Annotated in this window: 17 protein-coding genes; 9 read left to right on the top strand and 8 right to left on the bottom strand. The window is 43.8% G+C overall.

Annotated elements, in window-relative coordinates; all coding sequences use genetic code 11:
- Positions 1-11: 11 nt before the first annotated feature.
- From ctaD to ABRS97_RS16640, 8 genes are all read left to right on the top strand, one after another.
- Positions 12-1,880, top strand: a complete 1,869-nt coding sequence (ctaD, locus tag ABRS97_RS16675) for a cytochrome c oxidase subunit I (protein ID WP_367815721.1) — start codon at positions 12-14, stop codon at positions 1,878-1,880.
- Entirely contained in the window at positions 1,877-2,491 is a 615-nt protein-coding gene (locus tag ABRS97_RS16670) for a cytochrome (ubi)quinol oxidase subunit III (protein ID WP_367815719.1), read from the top strand. Before ctaD ends, ABRS97_RS16670 begins: the two co-directional genes overlap by 4 nt.
- Position 2,492: 1 nt before the next feature.
- Positions 2,493-2,810 carry a cytochrome C oxidase subunit IV family protein gene (locus ABRS97_RS16665; protein ID WP_367815718.1) on the top strand — a complete coding sequence of 106 codons (318 nt, stop codon included), beginning with the start codon at positions 2,493-2,495 and terminating at the stop codon, positions 2,808-2,810.
- Positions 2,811-2,914: 104 nt separating this feature from the next.
- Positions 2,915-3,778 carry a cytochrome c oxidase assembly protein gene (locus ABRS97_RS16660; RefSeq protein WP_367815717.1) on the top strand — a complete coding sequence of 288 codons (864 nt, stop codon included), beginning with the start codon at positions 2,915-2,917 and terminating at the stop codon, positions 3,776-3,778.
- A 17-nt stretch (positions 3,779-3,795) separates the two neighbouring features.
- Positions 3,796-4,251 carry a DUF420 domain-containing protein gene (locus tag ABRS97_RS16655; RefSeq protein ID WP_367815715.1) on the top strand — a complete coding sequence of 152 codons (456 nt, stop codon included), beginning with the start codon at positions 3,796-3,798 and terminating at the stop codon, positions 4,249-4,251.
- A 93-nt stretch (positions 4,252-4,344) separates the two neighbouring features.
- Positions 4,345-4,707, top strand: coding sequence for a group I truncated hemoglobin (locus ABRS97_RS16650; RefSeq protein ID WP_367815713.1), 363 nt, complete (start codon positions 4,345-4,347; stop codon positions 4,705-4,707).
- Between the two features lie 32 nt (positions 4,708-4,739).
- Complete coding sequence (locus ABRS97_RS16645) at positions 4,740-5,645, top strand: ABC transporter ATP-binding protein (protein WP_367815712.1); 906 nt, start codon at positions 4,740-4,742, stop codon at positions 5,643-5,645.
- Positions 5,638-6,924, top strand: a complete 1,287-nt coding sequence (locus ABRS97_RS16640; RefSeq protein ID WP_367815711.1) for an ABC transporter permease — start codon at positions 5,638-5,640, stop codon at positions 6,922-6,924. The genes ABRS97_RS16645 and ABRS97_RS16640 overlap by 8 nt, the downstream gene beginning before the upstream one ends.
- A 247-nt stretch (positions 6,925-7,171) precedes the next feature.
- On the opposite strand, the gene ABRS97_RS16635 is transcribed toward ABRS97_RS16640, so the two are convergent.
- The 4 genes from ABRS97_RS16635 to ABRS97_RS16620 form a co-directional block, all read right to left on the bottom strand.
- Positions 7,172-8,059, bottom strand: coding sequence for a CPBP family intramembrane glutamic endopeptidase (locus ABRS97_RS16635; protein ID WP_367815709.1), 888 nt, complete (start codon positions 8,057-8,059; stop codon positions 7,172-7,174).
- A gap of 197 nt (positions 8,060-8,256) precedes the next feature.
- A complete protein-coding gene (locus ABRS97_RS16630) occupies positions 8,257-8,943 on the bottom strand; it encodes a response regulator transcription factor (protein WP_367815707.1) in 687 nt (228 codons plus the stop codon).
- The gene (locus ABRS97_RS16625) at positions 8,930-10,099 is read right to left on the bottom strand and encodes a sensor histidine kinase (RefSeq protein ID WP_367815705.1); all 1,170 of its coding nucleotides are present in this window, start codon (positions 10,097-10,099) and stop codon (positions 8,930-8,932) included. Before ABRS97_RS16625 ends, ABRS97_RS16630 begins: the two co-directional genes overlap by 14 nt.
- Positions 10,100-10,446: 347 nt before the next feature.
- A complete protein-coding gene (locus tag ABRS97_RS16620; protein ID WP_367815704.1) occupies positions 10,447-10,830 on the bottom strand; it encodes a MerR family transcriptional regulator in 384 nt (127 codons plus the stop codon).
- Positions 10,831-11,136: 306 nt separating this feature from the next.
- Here ABRS97_RS16620 and ABRS97_RS16615 point away from each other — a divergent pair, with 306 nt between their 5' ends.
- Entirely contained in the window at positions 11,137-12,075 is a 939-nt protein-coding gene (locus tag ABRS97_RS16615; RefSeq protein ID WP_367815702.1) for an aldo/keto reductase, read from the top strand.
- A gap of 427 nt (positions 12,076-12,502) precedes the next feature.
- On the opposite strand, the gene ABRS97_RS16610 is transcribed toward ABRS97_RS16615, so the two are convergent.
- The 4 genes from ABRS97_RS16610 to ABRS97_RS16595 all read right to left on the bottom strand — a co-directional run bounded on the left by ABRS97_RS16610 (position 12,503) and on the right by ABRS97_RS16595 (position 15,805).
- Positions 12,503-12,658 carry a hypothetical protein gene (locus tag ABRS97_RS16610; RefSeq protein ID WP_367815701.1) on the bottom strand — a complete coding sequence of 52 codons (156 nt, stop codon included), beginning with the start codon at positions 12,656-12,658 and terminating at the stop codon, positions 12,503-12,505.
- An 82-nt stretch (positions 12,659-12,740) separates the two neighbouring features.
- Positions 12,741-13,376, bottom strand: a complete 636-nt coding sequence (locus tag ABRS97_RS16605) for a TetR/AcrR family transcriptional regulator (RefSeq protein ID WP_367815700.1) — start codon at positions 13,374-13,376, stop codon at positions 12,741-12,743.
- A gap of 116 nt (positions 13,377-13,492) precedes the next feature.
- On the bottom strand, positions 13,493-14,725 hold the full coding sequence (locus ABRS97_RS16600) for an FAD-dependent oxidoreductase (protein WP_367815699.1): 1,233 nt from the start codon (positions 14,723-14,725) through the stop codon (positions 13,493-13,495).
- 507 nt (positions 14,726-15,232) lie between these two features.
- Entirely contained in the window at positions 15,233-15,805 is a 573-nt protein-coding gene (locus ABRS97_RS16595) for a TetR/AcrR family transcriptional regulator (protein WP_367815697.1), read from the bottom strand.
- Positions 15,806-15,939: the final 134 nt, after the last annotated feature.

The raw sequence follows: 15,939 nt of genomic DNA, 5'->3' as shown, positions 1-15,939 counted from the left end.
AGGTAAATACGTTGGCTCACACTCACGCAGTAAAAAAATACAGCGGACTGATGGATTGGCTTACAACGGTCGATCATAAGAAAATCGGTATTCTGTATTTGATAGCGGGCGGCTTCTTCTTCCTCGTCGGAGGCTTGGAAGCCATTCTGATTCGGATTCAGCTCGCGTATCCCGATCAACACATTTTCATCGGGGATACATTTAACCAATTAACAACGATGCACGGAACGACGATGATCTTCTTCGCGGCCATGCCGGTCATCTTCGCATTTATGAATGCCATAGTTCCTTTACAAATCGGTGCGCGGGACGTTGCGTTCCCATTCGTTAATGCACTTGGTTTCTGGCTGTTCTTCGCGGGCGGCGTACTTATGAATACAAGTTGGTTCTTGGGTGGTGCGCCTGACGCAGGCTGGACAGGGTACGCGCCATTGTCATCCATTACTGACTCAGGTTGGGGCGCTACGCTTGAGGGTAATCTGCAAGGTACGGACTTCTACGTACTGGGCTTGCAAATTGCCGGTATCGGTACGTTGATCGGGGGGATTAACTTCCTCGTTACGATCATCAACATGCGTGCGCCAGGTATGACGTATATGCGTTTACCGATGTTCACGTGGACTGCATTTATCACTTCAGGTTTGATTGTTCTTGCATTCCCTGCCATTACGGTAGCACTTGTTGAGCTTATGTTTGACCGTGTGTTCGGTGGTGCGTTCTTCGATGCCGCAAGAGGCGGTAACAACGTATTATGGGAGCATTTGTTCTGGATCTTCGGGCATCCTGAAGTTTACATTCTGATTCTTCCGGCATTTGGTATTATTTCGGAGATTGTTTCTACATTCTCGAAAAAACGCCTTTTCGGATACAGCTCCATGGTATTCGCGAGCGTATTGATCGGTTTCTTGGGCTTCATGGTTTGGGTTCACCATATGTTTACAACAGGCTTAGGCCCTGTAGCTAACTCGATTTTCTCGATCGCTACTATGGCGATTGCAGTTCCAACAGGCGTGAAAATCTTTAACTGGTTGTTTACCCTATGGGGCGGACAAATTCGTTTTACAACTGCTAATGTTTTTGCGACTGCCTTCATTCCGACTTTCGTCATGGGGGGAACTACAGGGGTTATGCTCGCCATTCCAGCAGCTGACTTCCAATATCACGATACGTATTTCGTAGTCGCTCACTTCCACTATGTTATTGTTGGTGGTTTGGTGCTTGGCTTGTTCGCAGGCATGTACTACTGGTGGCCAAAAATGTTCGGTCGCATGCTGAATGAAACGATGGGTAAATTGCATTTCTGGCTCTTCTTCATCGGTTTCCATTTAACATTCTTCCCTCAGCATTTCTTGGGTCTTATGGGTATGCCGCGTCGGGTATTTACATACCAACCTGGTCATGATCTTGAAATGGGTAACCTAGTTAGTACGGTTGGCGCTTTCTTGATGGGTCTCGGTACAATCGTGTTCATCATCAATATTATTGCAACAGCTAGAAAACCAAAAACGGCTCTTGCAGATCCTTGGGATGGTCGTTCCTTGGAGTGGGCGATTCCTTCGCCTGCGCCAGAATATAACTTTAAACAAACTCCGCTCGTTCGCGGATTAGATGCTCTCTGGAAAGAAAAAATGGCAGGCAACAAAGAGATGATTCCGGCTGAACCTGTTGGTTCGATTCACATGCCATCCGCATCTATACTGCCGCTAGTCATGTCAGTTGGTCTATTTATTGCAGGTTTCGGTTTTATGTACAAAAACTACTATGTAGCGGCTGCTGGTATCGTCATTACATTCATCGCAATGTTCTTACGCTCCGTATACGACGATCATGGTTGGCACATCGAACCTGAAGAGCTTGAAGACAAGGGGGCAAAGGCATGAGTACTCATCATACGGGCGCACTGCCTGCACATCCGGAAACGGCAACCCTTGAAGGGAAAAATAAAGTACTTGGTTTCTGGCTATTCCTCGGAGCCGAGGTTGTATTGTTCGGTTGCTTGTTTGCAACCTACATTGCACTTCGGAACTCTGTTCCGGATGGTCCTACCGCAGAGGAGCTTTTCAATCTTAAAACGGTAGGCTGGTCCACATTTATTCTCTTAACAAGCAGTTTGACGAGTGTATTCGCGATCATCGCGATGCACAGACAAAAGCTTGGCCAGTTGTTGGCTTGGTTGGCTATCACTGTGCTTTTCGGCTTAACCTTTTTGGGCTTAGAGATTTACGAGTTCGTTGAATATGTACACGAAGGCCATAAGTTCGTGACTAGTGCATTCTCAACGTCGTTCTACACGCTTGTTGGCTTCCACGGTGCACACGTTGCATTCGGGGTATGCTGGATTACACTGTTGATTTTACAAGGACTCAAAAAAGGGCTTACAGTCGTTACGGCACCAAAGTTTTATGTAGCATCGCTGTATTGGCACTTTATTGACTTAGTCTGGGTATTTATCTTCACAGTTGTCTATCTGATGGGGAAGGTGGGTCACTAAGATGAGCAGCAATTCTCACGATGCATCCGCGCCTAGCAAAAGACACAAACAAGAATCACCACTGAATCACTATTTGTCTTACATTATCTCGATTCTTCTCACCATGCTGGCATTCGCTGTCGTCTTGTACGGAGACTTGGATCGTTCCTTTATCTTGATCTTTATCGTTACTCTAGCTATTGTGCAAGCGTTGATTCAATTGCTTTTCTGGATGCATGCCAAAGAAAGAGGACATTTGTTCCCGCTGATCTTCTTAGCGGGAGGCGCCTTCGTTGCTCTGACAGGAGTAATCACGGCTGTATATTGGATGTGGTGGTAAGCAAGAAGGAAGAGGCAACTTTGTCTAAACAAAGTGCCTCCTCTTTTTTTAGCAGGAGGTAATTTGCCTCCGGATTAGAATTTGGAAGGAGATAGACATCAGCTATGAGCCAAATCGGTGGTTTTTTTGATCTGTGGAGTCCTGTTTTGCTGTTGGTTGTCATTGTTATCGGATTTGCGTACAGCCGATTAACCCATAAAGGAAGTGGGATTATCTCAGATGCGGAGCCGGTTTCGGTTTACCAGAGGCTGTCTTTCTACACAGGGCTCGGTTTGTTTTATATTGGACAGGGCAGTCCGATTAATTATTTGGGGCATCACTACTTGTTCAGTATGCACATGCTGCAGCAGACGATTCTCTATTTAGTCGTACCTATTTTCATATGGATAGGCACACCTGGCTGGCTGTTTCGACCGCTGCTGAAAAACAAGGTGTTTCGTGCCGTGTTTCTCTTTTTAACACGTCCTTTGATTGCATTGTTCCTATTTAACATGCTTTTCTCCATCTACCACATGCCTTTTATTATGGATGGCTTGATGCGTAACGATGTTCTGCTGCTGGGATATCATATCGTTCTGTTCTTTACGGCCTTCACCATGTGGTTTCCGGTATTTGCTCCAATTCCCGAACTTAGCCGGATGACAGATTTGAAAAAGCTTGGTTATATTTTCGGCAATGGGATCCTGCTGACTCCGGCTTGTGCACTTATTATTTTCGCAGACTCTATCATTTATGATATGTATACGAATGTTACGGTGCCTTTCGCTCATTTATCGCCGTTGGACGATCAGCAATTGGGCGGCGTCATTATGAAAGTTTTGCAAGAGGTCATTTACGGCGCTACGTTAGCCTACATCTTCTTCAGATGGTACCGGAGAGAGCGTAAAGCGGACGATTACCCGGACGGGTTAGAAACAGAAGCCCAAGAGAACTTGAACCTTCATGGGGGCAGCTGGAATCGCGCCTAAAGAAAGGAATTTGGAAGATGCATATATTGCCAACAATTTCTACGATGTTTATCGTGATCAGCGCGATCCTGGTCGGCTTTGGATGGTATCATATTGTCAAGGGCCATCGGGATACGCATCAAAAGCTGATGGTATGGGGAGCGATCTTCGCACTCGCTTTCTTCATTATTTACATGTCCCGGACGTTGTTCGAAGGGAACACGGCTTTCGGCGGGCCGGAGAGCTTAAAGCTTCCGTATCATTTGTTTTTATTTTTCCATATTACGCTGGCAACCGTCGGTGGGGTACTTGGTCTCGTTACCTTATGGTTGGCCTATAAGCAAAGATTCCTCAAGCATAAGAAGATCGGCCGTGTCGCAGCGATCATTTGGCTGCTTACAGCGCCAACGGGTGTCGTGGTGTATGTGATGCTGTATCTCCTATATCCGGGCGGTACGACTAAGCCTGTGTTTGATGCCATTTTCGGTCTATAAAATGAAGCTGGATGAGTGAACATTTCACTCCTTCGGCTTTTTTTGTTAAGATAGAACATGTTGGAAAATAAGTTAAATGGAGGCTAATTTTACATGTCAACAGCTACGTTATTTGAGAAATTTGGCGGGGAAGAAACGATTGCCAGGGTTGTAGATTATTTCTATGAACTGGTGCTGGCAGATGAATTGGTCCAAGGATTTTTCAAGGATACGGACATGGAGAAGCAGCGTAAGCACCAAACCAAGTTTATCAGCTTTGCGCTGGGCGGACCTAACGCCTATTCAGGTGCATCTATGGCCAAAGCGCATGCTGGGCTGAATTTGCAGCCGGAGCATTTTGCCGCGATTGCCAAGCATTTGCACGATGCGCTGGCCCATTTTGGCGTGGAGGAAGCGGATATTGCACAAGTGCTTGAGAAGGTGTCGACGTTAAAGGACGATATTCTATATAAGTAAAAGCGGTTGATTCATGGGAAGGTAGGGAGAAAATGACTTATCCTTTACAAGTAGAGCATGTAACGAAACAGTACGGTGACAAGACCGCTGTGAACGCCATTCAGCTACGAGTGAAGCAAGGGGAAATCTATGGTTTGTTAGGCGCAAACGGCGCTGGTAAGACAACGACGATGCGCATGGTGCTCGGGTTGATTTATCCGGATCAAGGGCAGATCCTGTGGAAAGGCCATGGCTATCGGGATGAACTGCGCCGGTTGATGGGGTATTTACCAGAGGAGCGCGGACTGTATCCGAAAGTGAAGGTGAGCGAGCAGATCCTCTATTTGGCTGAGCTGCGCGGCTTATCCCGAAAGCAGGCCGATGTGAGGCTTAAGATGTGGCTAGAACGATTTGGGGTTCCAGAATATTACAACAAGAAAGTGGAGGAACTCTCGAAAGGAAATCAGCAGAAGATACAATTCATTGCCGCTGTCATTCATAATCCGGAAATTCTTATTCTGAATGAGGCGTTCAGCGGCCTTGACCCTGTGAATGTGGAGCTATTGAAAGTGACGGTGAAACAGCTGCGGGAAGAGGGGAAAACAATCCTCTTCTCCAGCCATCGTATGGATCATGTGGAGGAGCTCTGCGAAAACATTTGTATTTTACATCAGTCAAACACTGTTCTTCAAGGAAGTCTCAGGGAGATTAAAGCGGCTTTTCCGAAAGAACGCATCCTTCTGGAAACTGAAGAGCCAGTCGAAGGGTTGGCGCTGATTCCCGGCGTTACGACGGTGGAGAAGCACTTAACAGGCTATGAAATACGAATCGATGATGCAGGGGCAACTCAGCAAATTCTCAAGCATGCCTTAGCACAATCGGCCATTGGGCGGTTTCAAGTTATGGAACCGACATTGAATGAGATTTTTATTCAAAAGGTGGGGAAATCGAATGAATAGCATGGGAACGGTGATCAAGTTTACGTATATGACTCGTTTTCGTTCGAAATCTTTTCGAATTCTGATGCTGATCCTGATTGTGATTCTGTCGCTTTTGATTCATCTGCCAACGCTTGTTGATAAGCTCTCATCCCATGAAGCTGCCAAGATTGGGGTGTTCGGCGGGCAGCATGCTGCGATAGCCGACAAATTAGCAGACTTTTATAACACACAGCCCAATTCGGATATTATCGCCATCCTACTGAAGGATGCTGGCAGTGCCCAAGCGAATGAGGAACTTGGCAAAAAACAAATAGCTGACAAAAGCATTCAAGGCTATGTGGAATTCTTGGACGTCGCCGAAGGCGGATTCCCTAAAGTAGCGTATAAATCAGAAGGTTCGATGGAGTTTTCACTCAAAAATAAGCTGCAAACTGCGCTCCAGTTGATCAAAACGGACGTGACGCTGCAAGATGCAGGCCTCACTGCGGAGCAAAAAGCGAACATCCAAGCGCCTATTAGTTTGGAAACCGTTCAAATCTCAACGCATGCGGGAGAGACTGCTGGAAAATCAGAGTCTCAAATGCTCATGTCCTATGCGCTGGTATATGCGATGCTATTCATGCTGTATATGGGTGTAATCGGGTTTGGGAATATGGTGGCCATGGAGATCACCGGCGAGAAAAGCTCGCGCGTCATGGAAATCCTCATCACCAGTGTATCGCCGTTACAGCAAATGTTCGGTAAAATCATTGGGATTTGTCTACTTGCTCTAACACAAATAGCACTTACGATTGTAGTCGCTATGATTAACCTTAGCTTGTCAGGCAGTGGCAAGCTCATCCAAGAGCTTCACTTAAACTGGTCCGATTTGCAAATTTCGCTAATTGTCTACTTCTTGATTTTTTATTTACTCGGCTTTTTCATCTATGCAACGGTTTTCGCGGCAGTAGGTTCCTTGGTGAGCAGAACCGAAGAGGTGGCGCAGGCCATATTGCCTGTTACCATGCTTATTGTAGCAGCATTTATGATTGCGATGTTCGGACTCGGCAATCCGAATGCCGGTTTTATCGTCACTATGTCGTTCGTGCCATTTTTCTCGCCCCTTATCATGTTTTTACGAATTGGTATGAGCAACCCGGCTGTATGGGAGATTTGGCTGTCCATCGCCATCCAGTTCGCCTCTATCTGCGGCATGGCTTGGGTTGCTGCGAAAATCTACCGCACAGGCGTGCTCATGTATGGCAAACGTCCTTCCTGGCGGGAGCTTCGCAAAGCGATGCGCGCCTATAAGGTATAGAGCTGCGGTTACTCTCTATGTGAGTTACAGTTATAATTGAGATGGAATTGGTCGATAAATGAGACAAATTTGGGTATATGTTTGAGACATTAAAAAAACCTAGAAGAATCAAGTGCTTGATTCTTCTAGGTTTTTCGCTATTAAGACCGTTAAGCTGAACCGTACCATAAATGAGGCGAATTTTTTAGCATAATTCAGGTTCATCACATCCCCAACCTTGCCCAATTATTCCTATCGGGTTCGAATATTATTTTGGATCTTTGCGGAGAGATATGAGATGCCCTTTGCGGCGAGCAAAAATCAGCATAGGGATGGCGATCAACAGACTGATTATTACGGGTATTATCGAAGCTTCAAGGCCAAATTCGCCTCCAGTGAGAAGGGCCGGGCCTGTAACTTCGACCGTGAAAAGACCTGGGGAGGGATGGCCTGAGACGGGAATGCCTAAGAGTCCCTCTGCTGTATTCCAAAAGAAATGGAGGCTAATGATAAACCATACATTGCGCCGCCAAAGGAAGGCTGCACCTAGCAATACACCAGCTTCAATGACAATAGAGAGGGCTCCCCAAGCCGTAGCTCCGGGGTTGCCTAGGTGAGCGGCCCCAAAGAAGAGGGATGTTAGGGTCAGTGCAAGCAGACTTCCACCCATTTTTTCAATGGCTTGAAAGGCAAGCCCCCGAAAGATTAATTCTTCTACGAAGGCACCGCCGAGTTGTGTGGCGATGATAGGCCAAACGATAGAGCTGGTGTCTACGTTTGCCCACTGGAATGAATACCCATTAAATAAGACGATGAGGGCTGTTGAAACGATGATAAAGACAAGACCGACGCCAGCGCCGAAAATAACTTCCGATACCGCACGTCGTTGGAACATCAGTTCGGGAACCGGACGCCGCGCCAGATACTTCATCACAAGCCAATAGATACCGATTGCAACGGCGCATCCGACAAGTGTCAGTATGACGGACCCTGGTGCTTTTAAATCTTTGGTTAACAAGTTGAATGCCACATTGGCGAGGATGATCCCAATCGCTCCCAAGAGCATCCAGATGAGGGGGAATTGAAAGGACGCAACAAACGTAGACCTTTTCTTACCGATAAGTGCCTCATTGTCGGGTGTCTTCATCGTTCTCATGATAAGCTATCGCTCCTTTTCCTCTAACAGGATATCGATTTATGTTCCAACTATACTTAAAAAAAGTCATGCGTCAGAAGTGCCGTTTAGTCATATCATGGTCATATGACTTTAGCCAAATAAAAGCCGACATCCGTTACGGTGTCGGCTTTGAACAGATCTATTGTGAGATCTCATTCTTGTTAATATTGTGTTCATTATGGATCTAAAATCCCTGTTTCCCTAGCCTTATAGGCAGCTTCTCTTCTTCCTTTTACATTCAATTTCGAATAAATATTCGAGATGTAATTTTTAACCGTACCTTCACTAAGATATAATGCCTTAGCGATATCCTGATTGCGCAGACCTAAAGCCAGCTTGTGAAGAACTTCGACTTCGCGGGTGCTAAGACCGAATTCATTGTTTTTCTCAAGCAATTCGGGCCCGAAGGCCCTTGTATCCATAGTCGGTGAAATACCATTTTTCAGCATGCTTTTAATCATTTTGTCTGCCATTTCTGGCGAAATGAGTGTGCCTCCTGTGTGAACCACCCGTATGCCGGCTATAAGGTTTTTGGGATGGATGGCTTTGAGTAGGTAGCCTTCAGCTCCATGGCTTAACGCTGCCAGAACATATTCAACTTCCTTGTACGAAGTTAGAATAATAATTTTCGTTAACGGGAATCGAAGTTTGATCTTCTCTGTAGCAACAACGCCATCCATAATAGGCATATTTATATCCATGAGGATGATATCCGGTTGGGATTTTTCACAACGGTGGATAGCTTCTTCACCATTCTTAGCCAATCCCACAACCTCGATATCATCTTCCATTTCTAGTACTATATTTAGACTTTCAAGGATCAATTCCTGATCATCAACGATGAGTACTTTAATTTTCGGCATACAGCGTATCTCCCTTTAGTGGTATTTCACATCGGACTTCAGCGCCAGTGACCGCCAAGGCGGAGAATGAAAAGGTACCTCCCAGCATCTCAATCCGATTCTTCATCGTTGTCAGGCCGAAACCATACTCTATCTTATCCAAGGGTATTCCATTATTTTGAATGGAAACTCGCAAAGTTGATGGAGAAAAGTGGAGACTGAGCTCAATTTCCGTAGCCTTTCCATGCTTTAGTGCATTTGTAAAAGACTCTTGTATCACCCGAATGATCGATTGCCGCACATCGAAACGAATGGTCCGTTCTGTTCCTTTTAGCGTGAGACGAATGACCGTTCCGGTATATTCCCGAAAGTTGTTGATGAGTCCCTCGGCATGGTTCACTAAACTTATATTCTCTTCCTCCCCCATCTTGTGCACGATGTCCCTCATTTCGTCCAAGTTCTGTTCCGTCAGTCCTCTTATACGAATCAATTTCTCCTTGGCTAGATTTGGTCTTTTGTCTAGAAGTGCAATAGCAGCGTCGAGACTCATAATAAGGGAAATAAAAGAGTGTCCTAACGTGTCATGCATCTCCTTGGACATACGACTTCGTTCCTCCAGCAGAGTCATCCTCTCGATCTCGGCAGCATATTGGGTTAACAATTTATTTTGTTCATCAATTTCTTTAGCTAATTTATTTTTCTCATGATAGGCTTTGGCAATGAAGTTGACCCAAATCCCGATAAAAGAGAAAAGAAAGTTATCTGAGCTTGAACCGAGCGCCAGTTCCCATGTAACTTTTCCGAATAACATGCTGGTAAAGGGTAGTACTAATAGTACCGGCATAGTCCAGGCCGTCTTTCTAGTCAATAAGTAACCGATTGTAAGACTCGGAATGAGATAATCGACACTCCCCAACTGATCCGCCTGCATGAACGATTTAAAATAATAAGATCCTCCTAGCAATAGTTCAAGTAAGATGAACCATTCCTTGTTTTTCCTTAGCTGCGGAAACCAGAATAAAATTGGAATAATTAAGGCCGCTAAGAGCCAAACGATGTTCACGAGCAATCGAGGTGAATATTCATTCTCCATTAAAATATGAAATAACAGCAAAATATAATTATAGGACCGGAGCCCAAATATCCCCCAATCCATGATATAAAAAACTTTTTTCATAGGTATCCTTCCTTACTCAAGCATAACGAATGGTTTTCCTTGATTATACATTAAATACGGAACCTCAACGGGGTTTTCCGGAACGGTTCGGCAACAGCCTTGAGTCGAGTTAGCAAATCCCGTTCAATGGGGATGCACGACTCATCGGAAGCTCATTTTCCAATTGTAGCCGGTATTGACGGTGTTGGACCTTTGGAAGATGGAACTCATGTTACTTTGCACTGCCAACTGTATCGTATGGCAGTTTAGCTGAGCAAACTATTGTGGGCGAGAAGCTGACTGATCTCACTGCTGCCGCTATGCATCTGAATCAACCATGACGATTCAGGTACTTTTATTACGAAAGATCAAATTTTAATCGTTTTGTGATCCATTTGAGCTTCAAGAACATCGTATAGTGCCAATTTATAATTGATTTTATCTAAATTGTAGTAAAGTTCCTTTATTTTTTTCTCTATTTCTGATTTATGGGTTAACATCATTTTTTTGCGAATGGAAATCGTTCTATCTCCCTCTTTATATAAGTTTACGTATTCCTGAATTTGGGCGACGGGCATTCCTGTTGCTCGAAGCGCGGTAGTAAAATGAATCCACTCTAAATCTTCTTGGTCATATATGCGTTTTCGACTTTCATCACGCTTTACATAAGGAAGAAGTCCCTCGCTTTCATAGTAACGTAGTGCGGAAGCCGATATTCCTGTTATCTCGGTAACTTCTTTTATACTCATCATAATTTTTCTCTCCTATATTCAAGTTCACTTTAATACATTTTCAAAAGAATCTGCACGCAAATGTGCCGAAAAGAGACGAAACATCCATTAGAATTGAACTAAAAATGGAAAAATATAGGTATAGTCAGTTTTGATTATACATGATTCATCAAAGGAATTAAATATTTGACTTCAAGTTCGCTTTAGCATGTATGCTGTAAAAGGAATTAAATTCCACCTTAGTAAGGAGGATAGTAATCGTTATTAAGACAGTGTGATAAGTGTCCCCAATGAAGAATCAAAATTACCGGGAAGGATGAGAGAGTTTTGAAAATTAGAAAATTAGGTCATAGCGATCTGAAGGTTTCGGCAATTGGTCTAGGCTTGATGGGAATGTCAGAACTTTATGGAAAAGCGAATGATGAAGAATCGATTCGCACGATCCATTGTGCATTAGAACTTGGCGTTACGTTGCTTGATACAGCCGATTGCTATGGAAATGGCCATAACGAGGAATTGCTAGGCAAAGCATTGAAAGGACGTCGCGAACAAGCGATCATTGCGTCTAAGTTTGGTGTGGGACCTAATTTTGAAGGAGTCTTCGGACGCCCCGACTATGTGAAAGCCGCGATCGATAGAAGCTTAAAACGTTTAGGTGTTGATTATATTGATTTGTATTATTATCACCGCATCGATCCTGAGGTGCCTATTGAGGAAACGGTAGGAGCGATGTCCGATTTGGTGAAGGATGGAAAAGTGCGAAATATCGGTTTGTCGGAAGCATCGTCAGATATCGTGCGCCGAGCCCATACTGTTCATCCGATTTCCGCTTTGCAGACAGAGGATTCACTTTGGAGCCGGGAAGTAGAAACCGATATTTTGCCTACTGTAAACGAATTAGGCATTACTTTCGTAGCGTATAGTCCATTAAGCAGAGGATTTTTGTCCGGAAACGTGCGTAAGTTCGAGGATTTTGCCGAAACTGATTATCGTCGAGTCCTGCCGCGTTTTCAAGGAGATAATTTCCAAAAAAACCTTGCGTTAGCTGACAAAGTGAAAGAAATCGCTAAAGAAAAAAAATGTACGCCTTCACAATTAGCCATTGCTTGGACGATTGCCAACGGAACTTTGCCGATTCCCGGAACGAAACGCGTGTCCTATTTGGAGGAAAATATAGGATCGTTGGAAGTTACACTGACTCCTGAAGATTTACGTCGAATTGAAGAAGCAATGCCCAAAAACTCCGTAAGCGGTGAGCGTTATTAATAACATTACCACCTCGGCTTCTTGAATTCGGGCAGTGAAACCGACCGTGGTGGGAGAGCGCATCGCTGGCAGAGGTGTGGTCAGGGGTTCGATCCCCCTTTGTTCCATAATACAATTGGGCTTCCGCTAACAAAACGCGGAAAACGTACGCTAAGGAAATCGTATGGATAACAACAAACTCCCTTGTTGCTTAAACGCAGAGGGAGTTTGTTGTACCAAGGTATTAAGTTTAGTTTAGAGTGAAATAAATACAAGTGAAATAATTAAACACAATGTTTCAATAATAACCGCAATCATTACATATGGATATAAATTGTATTTGTTAAATAACATAACTTTTCTGCACTGGTATGTGAGTAAAATTATACAAAGAAAAGGAATAATTACTGAGGCATATTTTAATAATACGAATTTTATCATTTGGTAATTATATCTGAATTATAATAAAAAGCACAATCTTTAGAATTGAAATATGCATTTGCAAACAGATACGCAGCTGTAAAGCTTCCTCCGACTGCAATGCAGGAAGCACTTCCGTGTAACGTAAAATGATGATGTCCTGCATCGTCTTGATGATTCTCATTCTACATTCCTCCTGAAAATAAAAATGACCCCTCGAAAAGGGGTTCAATCTTTGGATAATGCATAGGTTTTCTTCAAATATATTAAAAACTCTGCTCTATTCCATCAAGTAATAAGGTGATTCCGGAATTAAACAACTCATCAGAACCAATCAATTGAAACATCCCTTCTTCATGCATCCGTAGAAGCAATTTAAATTGTTGCAGATCCACATGGGAATCCTCGTTGTTTTCCTCGTCTAACGAAATTCGCAACATCCGTTGTTCATATTCATCAATGACAAAGTTGATGATGAAGTTAAACAAGTGAGACGTATATGAAAATTTTTGTTTATTCGTCAATGAAGTAGGTTCGATCATCTGCAATAGAAGCTCGAATAGTTCCAAATAATCAGACTCGGGCCTTGTCTTCATCAGAAGCTGAGCGGAGCAAGGGGATTTCTGAAGTTTGCTCCGAATAACGGTTGCGCTTATCTGCAGCATTTCTCGCCAGTCTCCGTGCTTTGGAAGATCACTTATAATCTCTCTTGAAACAAAGTTGGCCAACGTTTGATAAAGGACTTGCTTACTCTTGAAGTACCAGTAAATAGTAGGGGGTTGAACATTCAATTCTTTGGAGAGGTTTCTCATTGTAAAATTTTCGATTCCTTGGTCAGAAAGAAGCCGCCATGAGGCGGCTATAATTTTCTCTTCGCTGATATGAGGCCTACGATTAGGCATAAGATCTGTCACTCCAATTCCAAAATAACTTATACGACTTATTATACTCTATTTGGAGGGGAGCGTAGTCGGGAACATGTTTAGTATTCAACTAGGTGTCTGAAGACGCCTAGTTATTAGTCCAATTCCACATCTTCAGCAGGCAACGGCTTCTGGTTGAACATATCTTCCCCTGCTTGCGAAGAGAGCCGGACATCCCTCATCCCACGTTCAATGGCATTCACTTCATATTCGTGTAAGGCTGTCAAAAGTTCCTTTTCTCCGTTTTTTACGTGGATTAATTGTTTTGAAAGCTCACTGGCATCAAAGAGTGCCGAGTTCCCTCCGATACCTGCCGGTGTCATGGGATGCAGGGCGTCTCCCAGTAGAACCAGAGATGTCGTTTCTTTCCAAGGCTTATATGGCAACACATTACGAAGGGGATAGACAGCCGTTTTCTCTGGTGCGGCTAACTCCAGCATCTTGTTTACTTGTGGATGCCAATGTTTGGTCTTTTCTTGAGCAAGAGACAGCAATTCAAGGCCGTTCAATTGGAAGAGCTCCTCATCAGGAATCCCAAACCACTCAGGTGAGCAAGCAAACACAGCGTACAGGTAATCCTGTTGCGGAGAAATTTTTATATCAAGGGACATGGATTCAGGCAATTCCTCAATATGAGGCTTGAAAGCCATGTCTTCAAGAAGAAGGGAGACCGGAGCTTCTCCATCCGCATTTCTAAGGCCTCTCATGCTGCCATCCCCGATCAGTAAATTCAATTCCTTTCTCCGCTCTTCGTCCAGAAACACCTTGGTATAAAGAGCCCTGCCCCCGGTGTCGAAAATTTCCACTCCAGGTTTGTATTGGTGGCGTACTTTGGATCCTCCCCCGTCAGCGCCAACAAGGACATCCGCATCGATGTACTCCCCATTATCGAACCACGCTCTAAAGCGTCCGTTTTCTAACGTTTCATAATGAGTAAATCGGTATCCAAAACTAATATTGTCGCCTAGTTCGCCAAGCAACACCTCACGAAAGGTAAACCGATTTACGGACGGCGTGGCTCCTGCCGATTTGTTGTACATGGGATGCTGTTCTTTTGCGAGTTCCAAAGAAATCGGATCAAAGAAAACAGGGTGTGCTGGTCCTAAAACGGATGTTGCAATATGGAGATCATAAAGTTTTTCAGGAAGACAAAACCGAAGTGCATTGGATCCATTCTCAGTTATTTTGATTCGATAGCCCGTTTGAACAAAATTGTCTGCATGCTCACGTTCACAAACATGAAAATCAATGTTATTTTTTTTAAAGCTTTGAGCCAATGCAAGCCCGCCAAGCCCGCCACCGATAATAACTACGGAAAGTGATTTCATTAAATTAAACCTCCTTTAACTAAGTTAGATTAATATAACAATGTTATGTTATACTTTTCAGACACAGCTGTCAATTGTATGTAAATATTACTTCCTACAAGCCAGTCAGTTTTGTGCAGACGTCTGGTTCACAAGGGTACATGGCTGAGTGAACATTACCTTATCCACTGCGCGCGAAGTCGATCACTGAGGGATTTTTACACCCATCAAGTAAGGCAATAGAAAAACACCGAAAAAGGGTTTTGGTACTAGGGATACGAATCGTGTACAGCGGTAAATTTTCGCTTTAGAGAGGATACGGTGAACTGTATCACAGATAGTGGTAAAGCGGAGAGTCGAGTTGAAGGTTGATGCGAAGTTGCTCAATTTGCTGATGGAAGCGTGAATATTCGACACATGTGGAGAATGTTGCTCTTCTGGTTCGTGAATGTCCCAATGAGATTTTTTGTCCAAATCAACCGCGTGAGATCCAGGCCAGGGTCCCACGCGGTTTTTCTATTCGCCAGCTTAAACAAAAATCAAATCTACAAAGGAATGAATCAAACCGGTTGGATCATCCAATCCTTTTTCAGGCTCCAGATGTCCAGCGGAATTCAGATCAACAAGTCCGGCAATAAATGCCGATGCCATTGCCGTCAATTGTTTCGGTGATTTGCTGATCGTGTAATTTCGTTCATGAGCTGTCTCCAAACATTTGTAGATCGCTCCAAATGTTTCAACGGCTGCAATGTGAAGGGTAGGATAGTCCTTCCCCCATTGCTTGCGGAACATCAATTGATAATGCTCTTGATTCTTTATTCCAAAATCATAAAAGGTATATAAAGCTTCATAAACAAGCTTTCGTGGATCGTTAATTTCCTCCATTAATTTCCGAATGCAACTTGTCAGCGTTTCATAATTTTCTGTGATAATGGCTGCAAGTAAATCATCCTTATTTTTGAAATATACATAAACCGCGCTCCTGGATAGATTCATTTCCTTTCCAAGGTCGCGCATACTAACGGAATCAACGCCACGGGTATCAATCATTTTTCTAGTGACATCTATCAGCTTTTGTTTTGTGTCATTATTGTTTTTCATAGTATCCTCTTCGCATATAGGTATAGGATCAACTTTACAATACCAGGTTGACACCGTCAACTACAAAGAATATGATGAGATTAGGTTGACGGTGTCAACTGTGGGATACACGGAACCATTTTAAAAAAAGGAGT

Source organism: Paenibacillus tabacirhizosphaerae (assembly GCF_040812395.1).
Lineage (GTDB): Bacteria > Bacillota > Bacilli > Paenibacillales > NBRC-103111 > Paenibacillus_E.
Note: the sequence above shows the minus strand (reverse complement) of the source record. Positions and strands in the feature narration are given on the sequence as shown.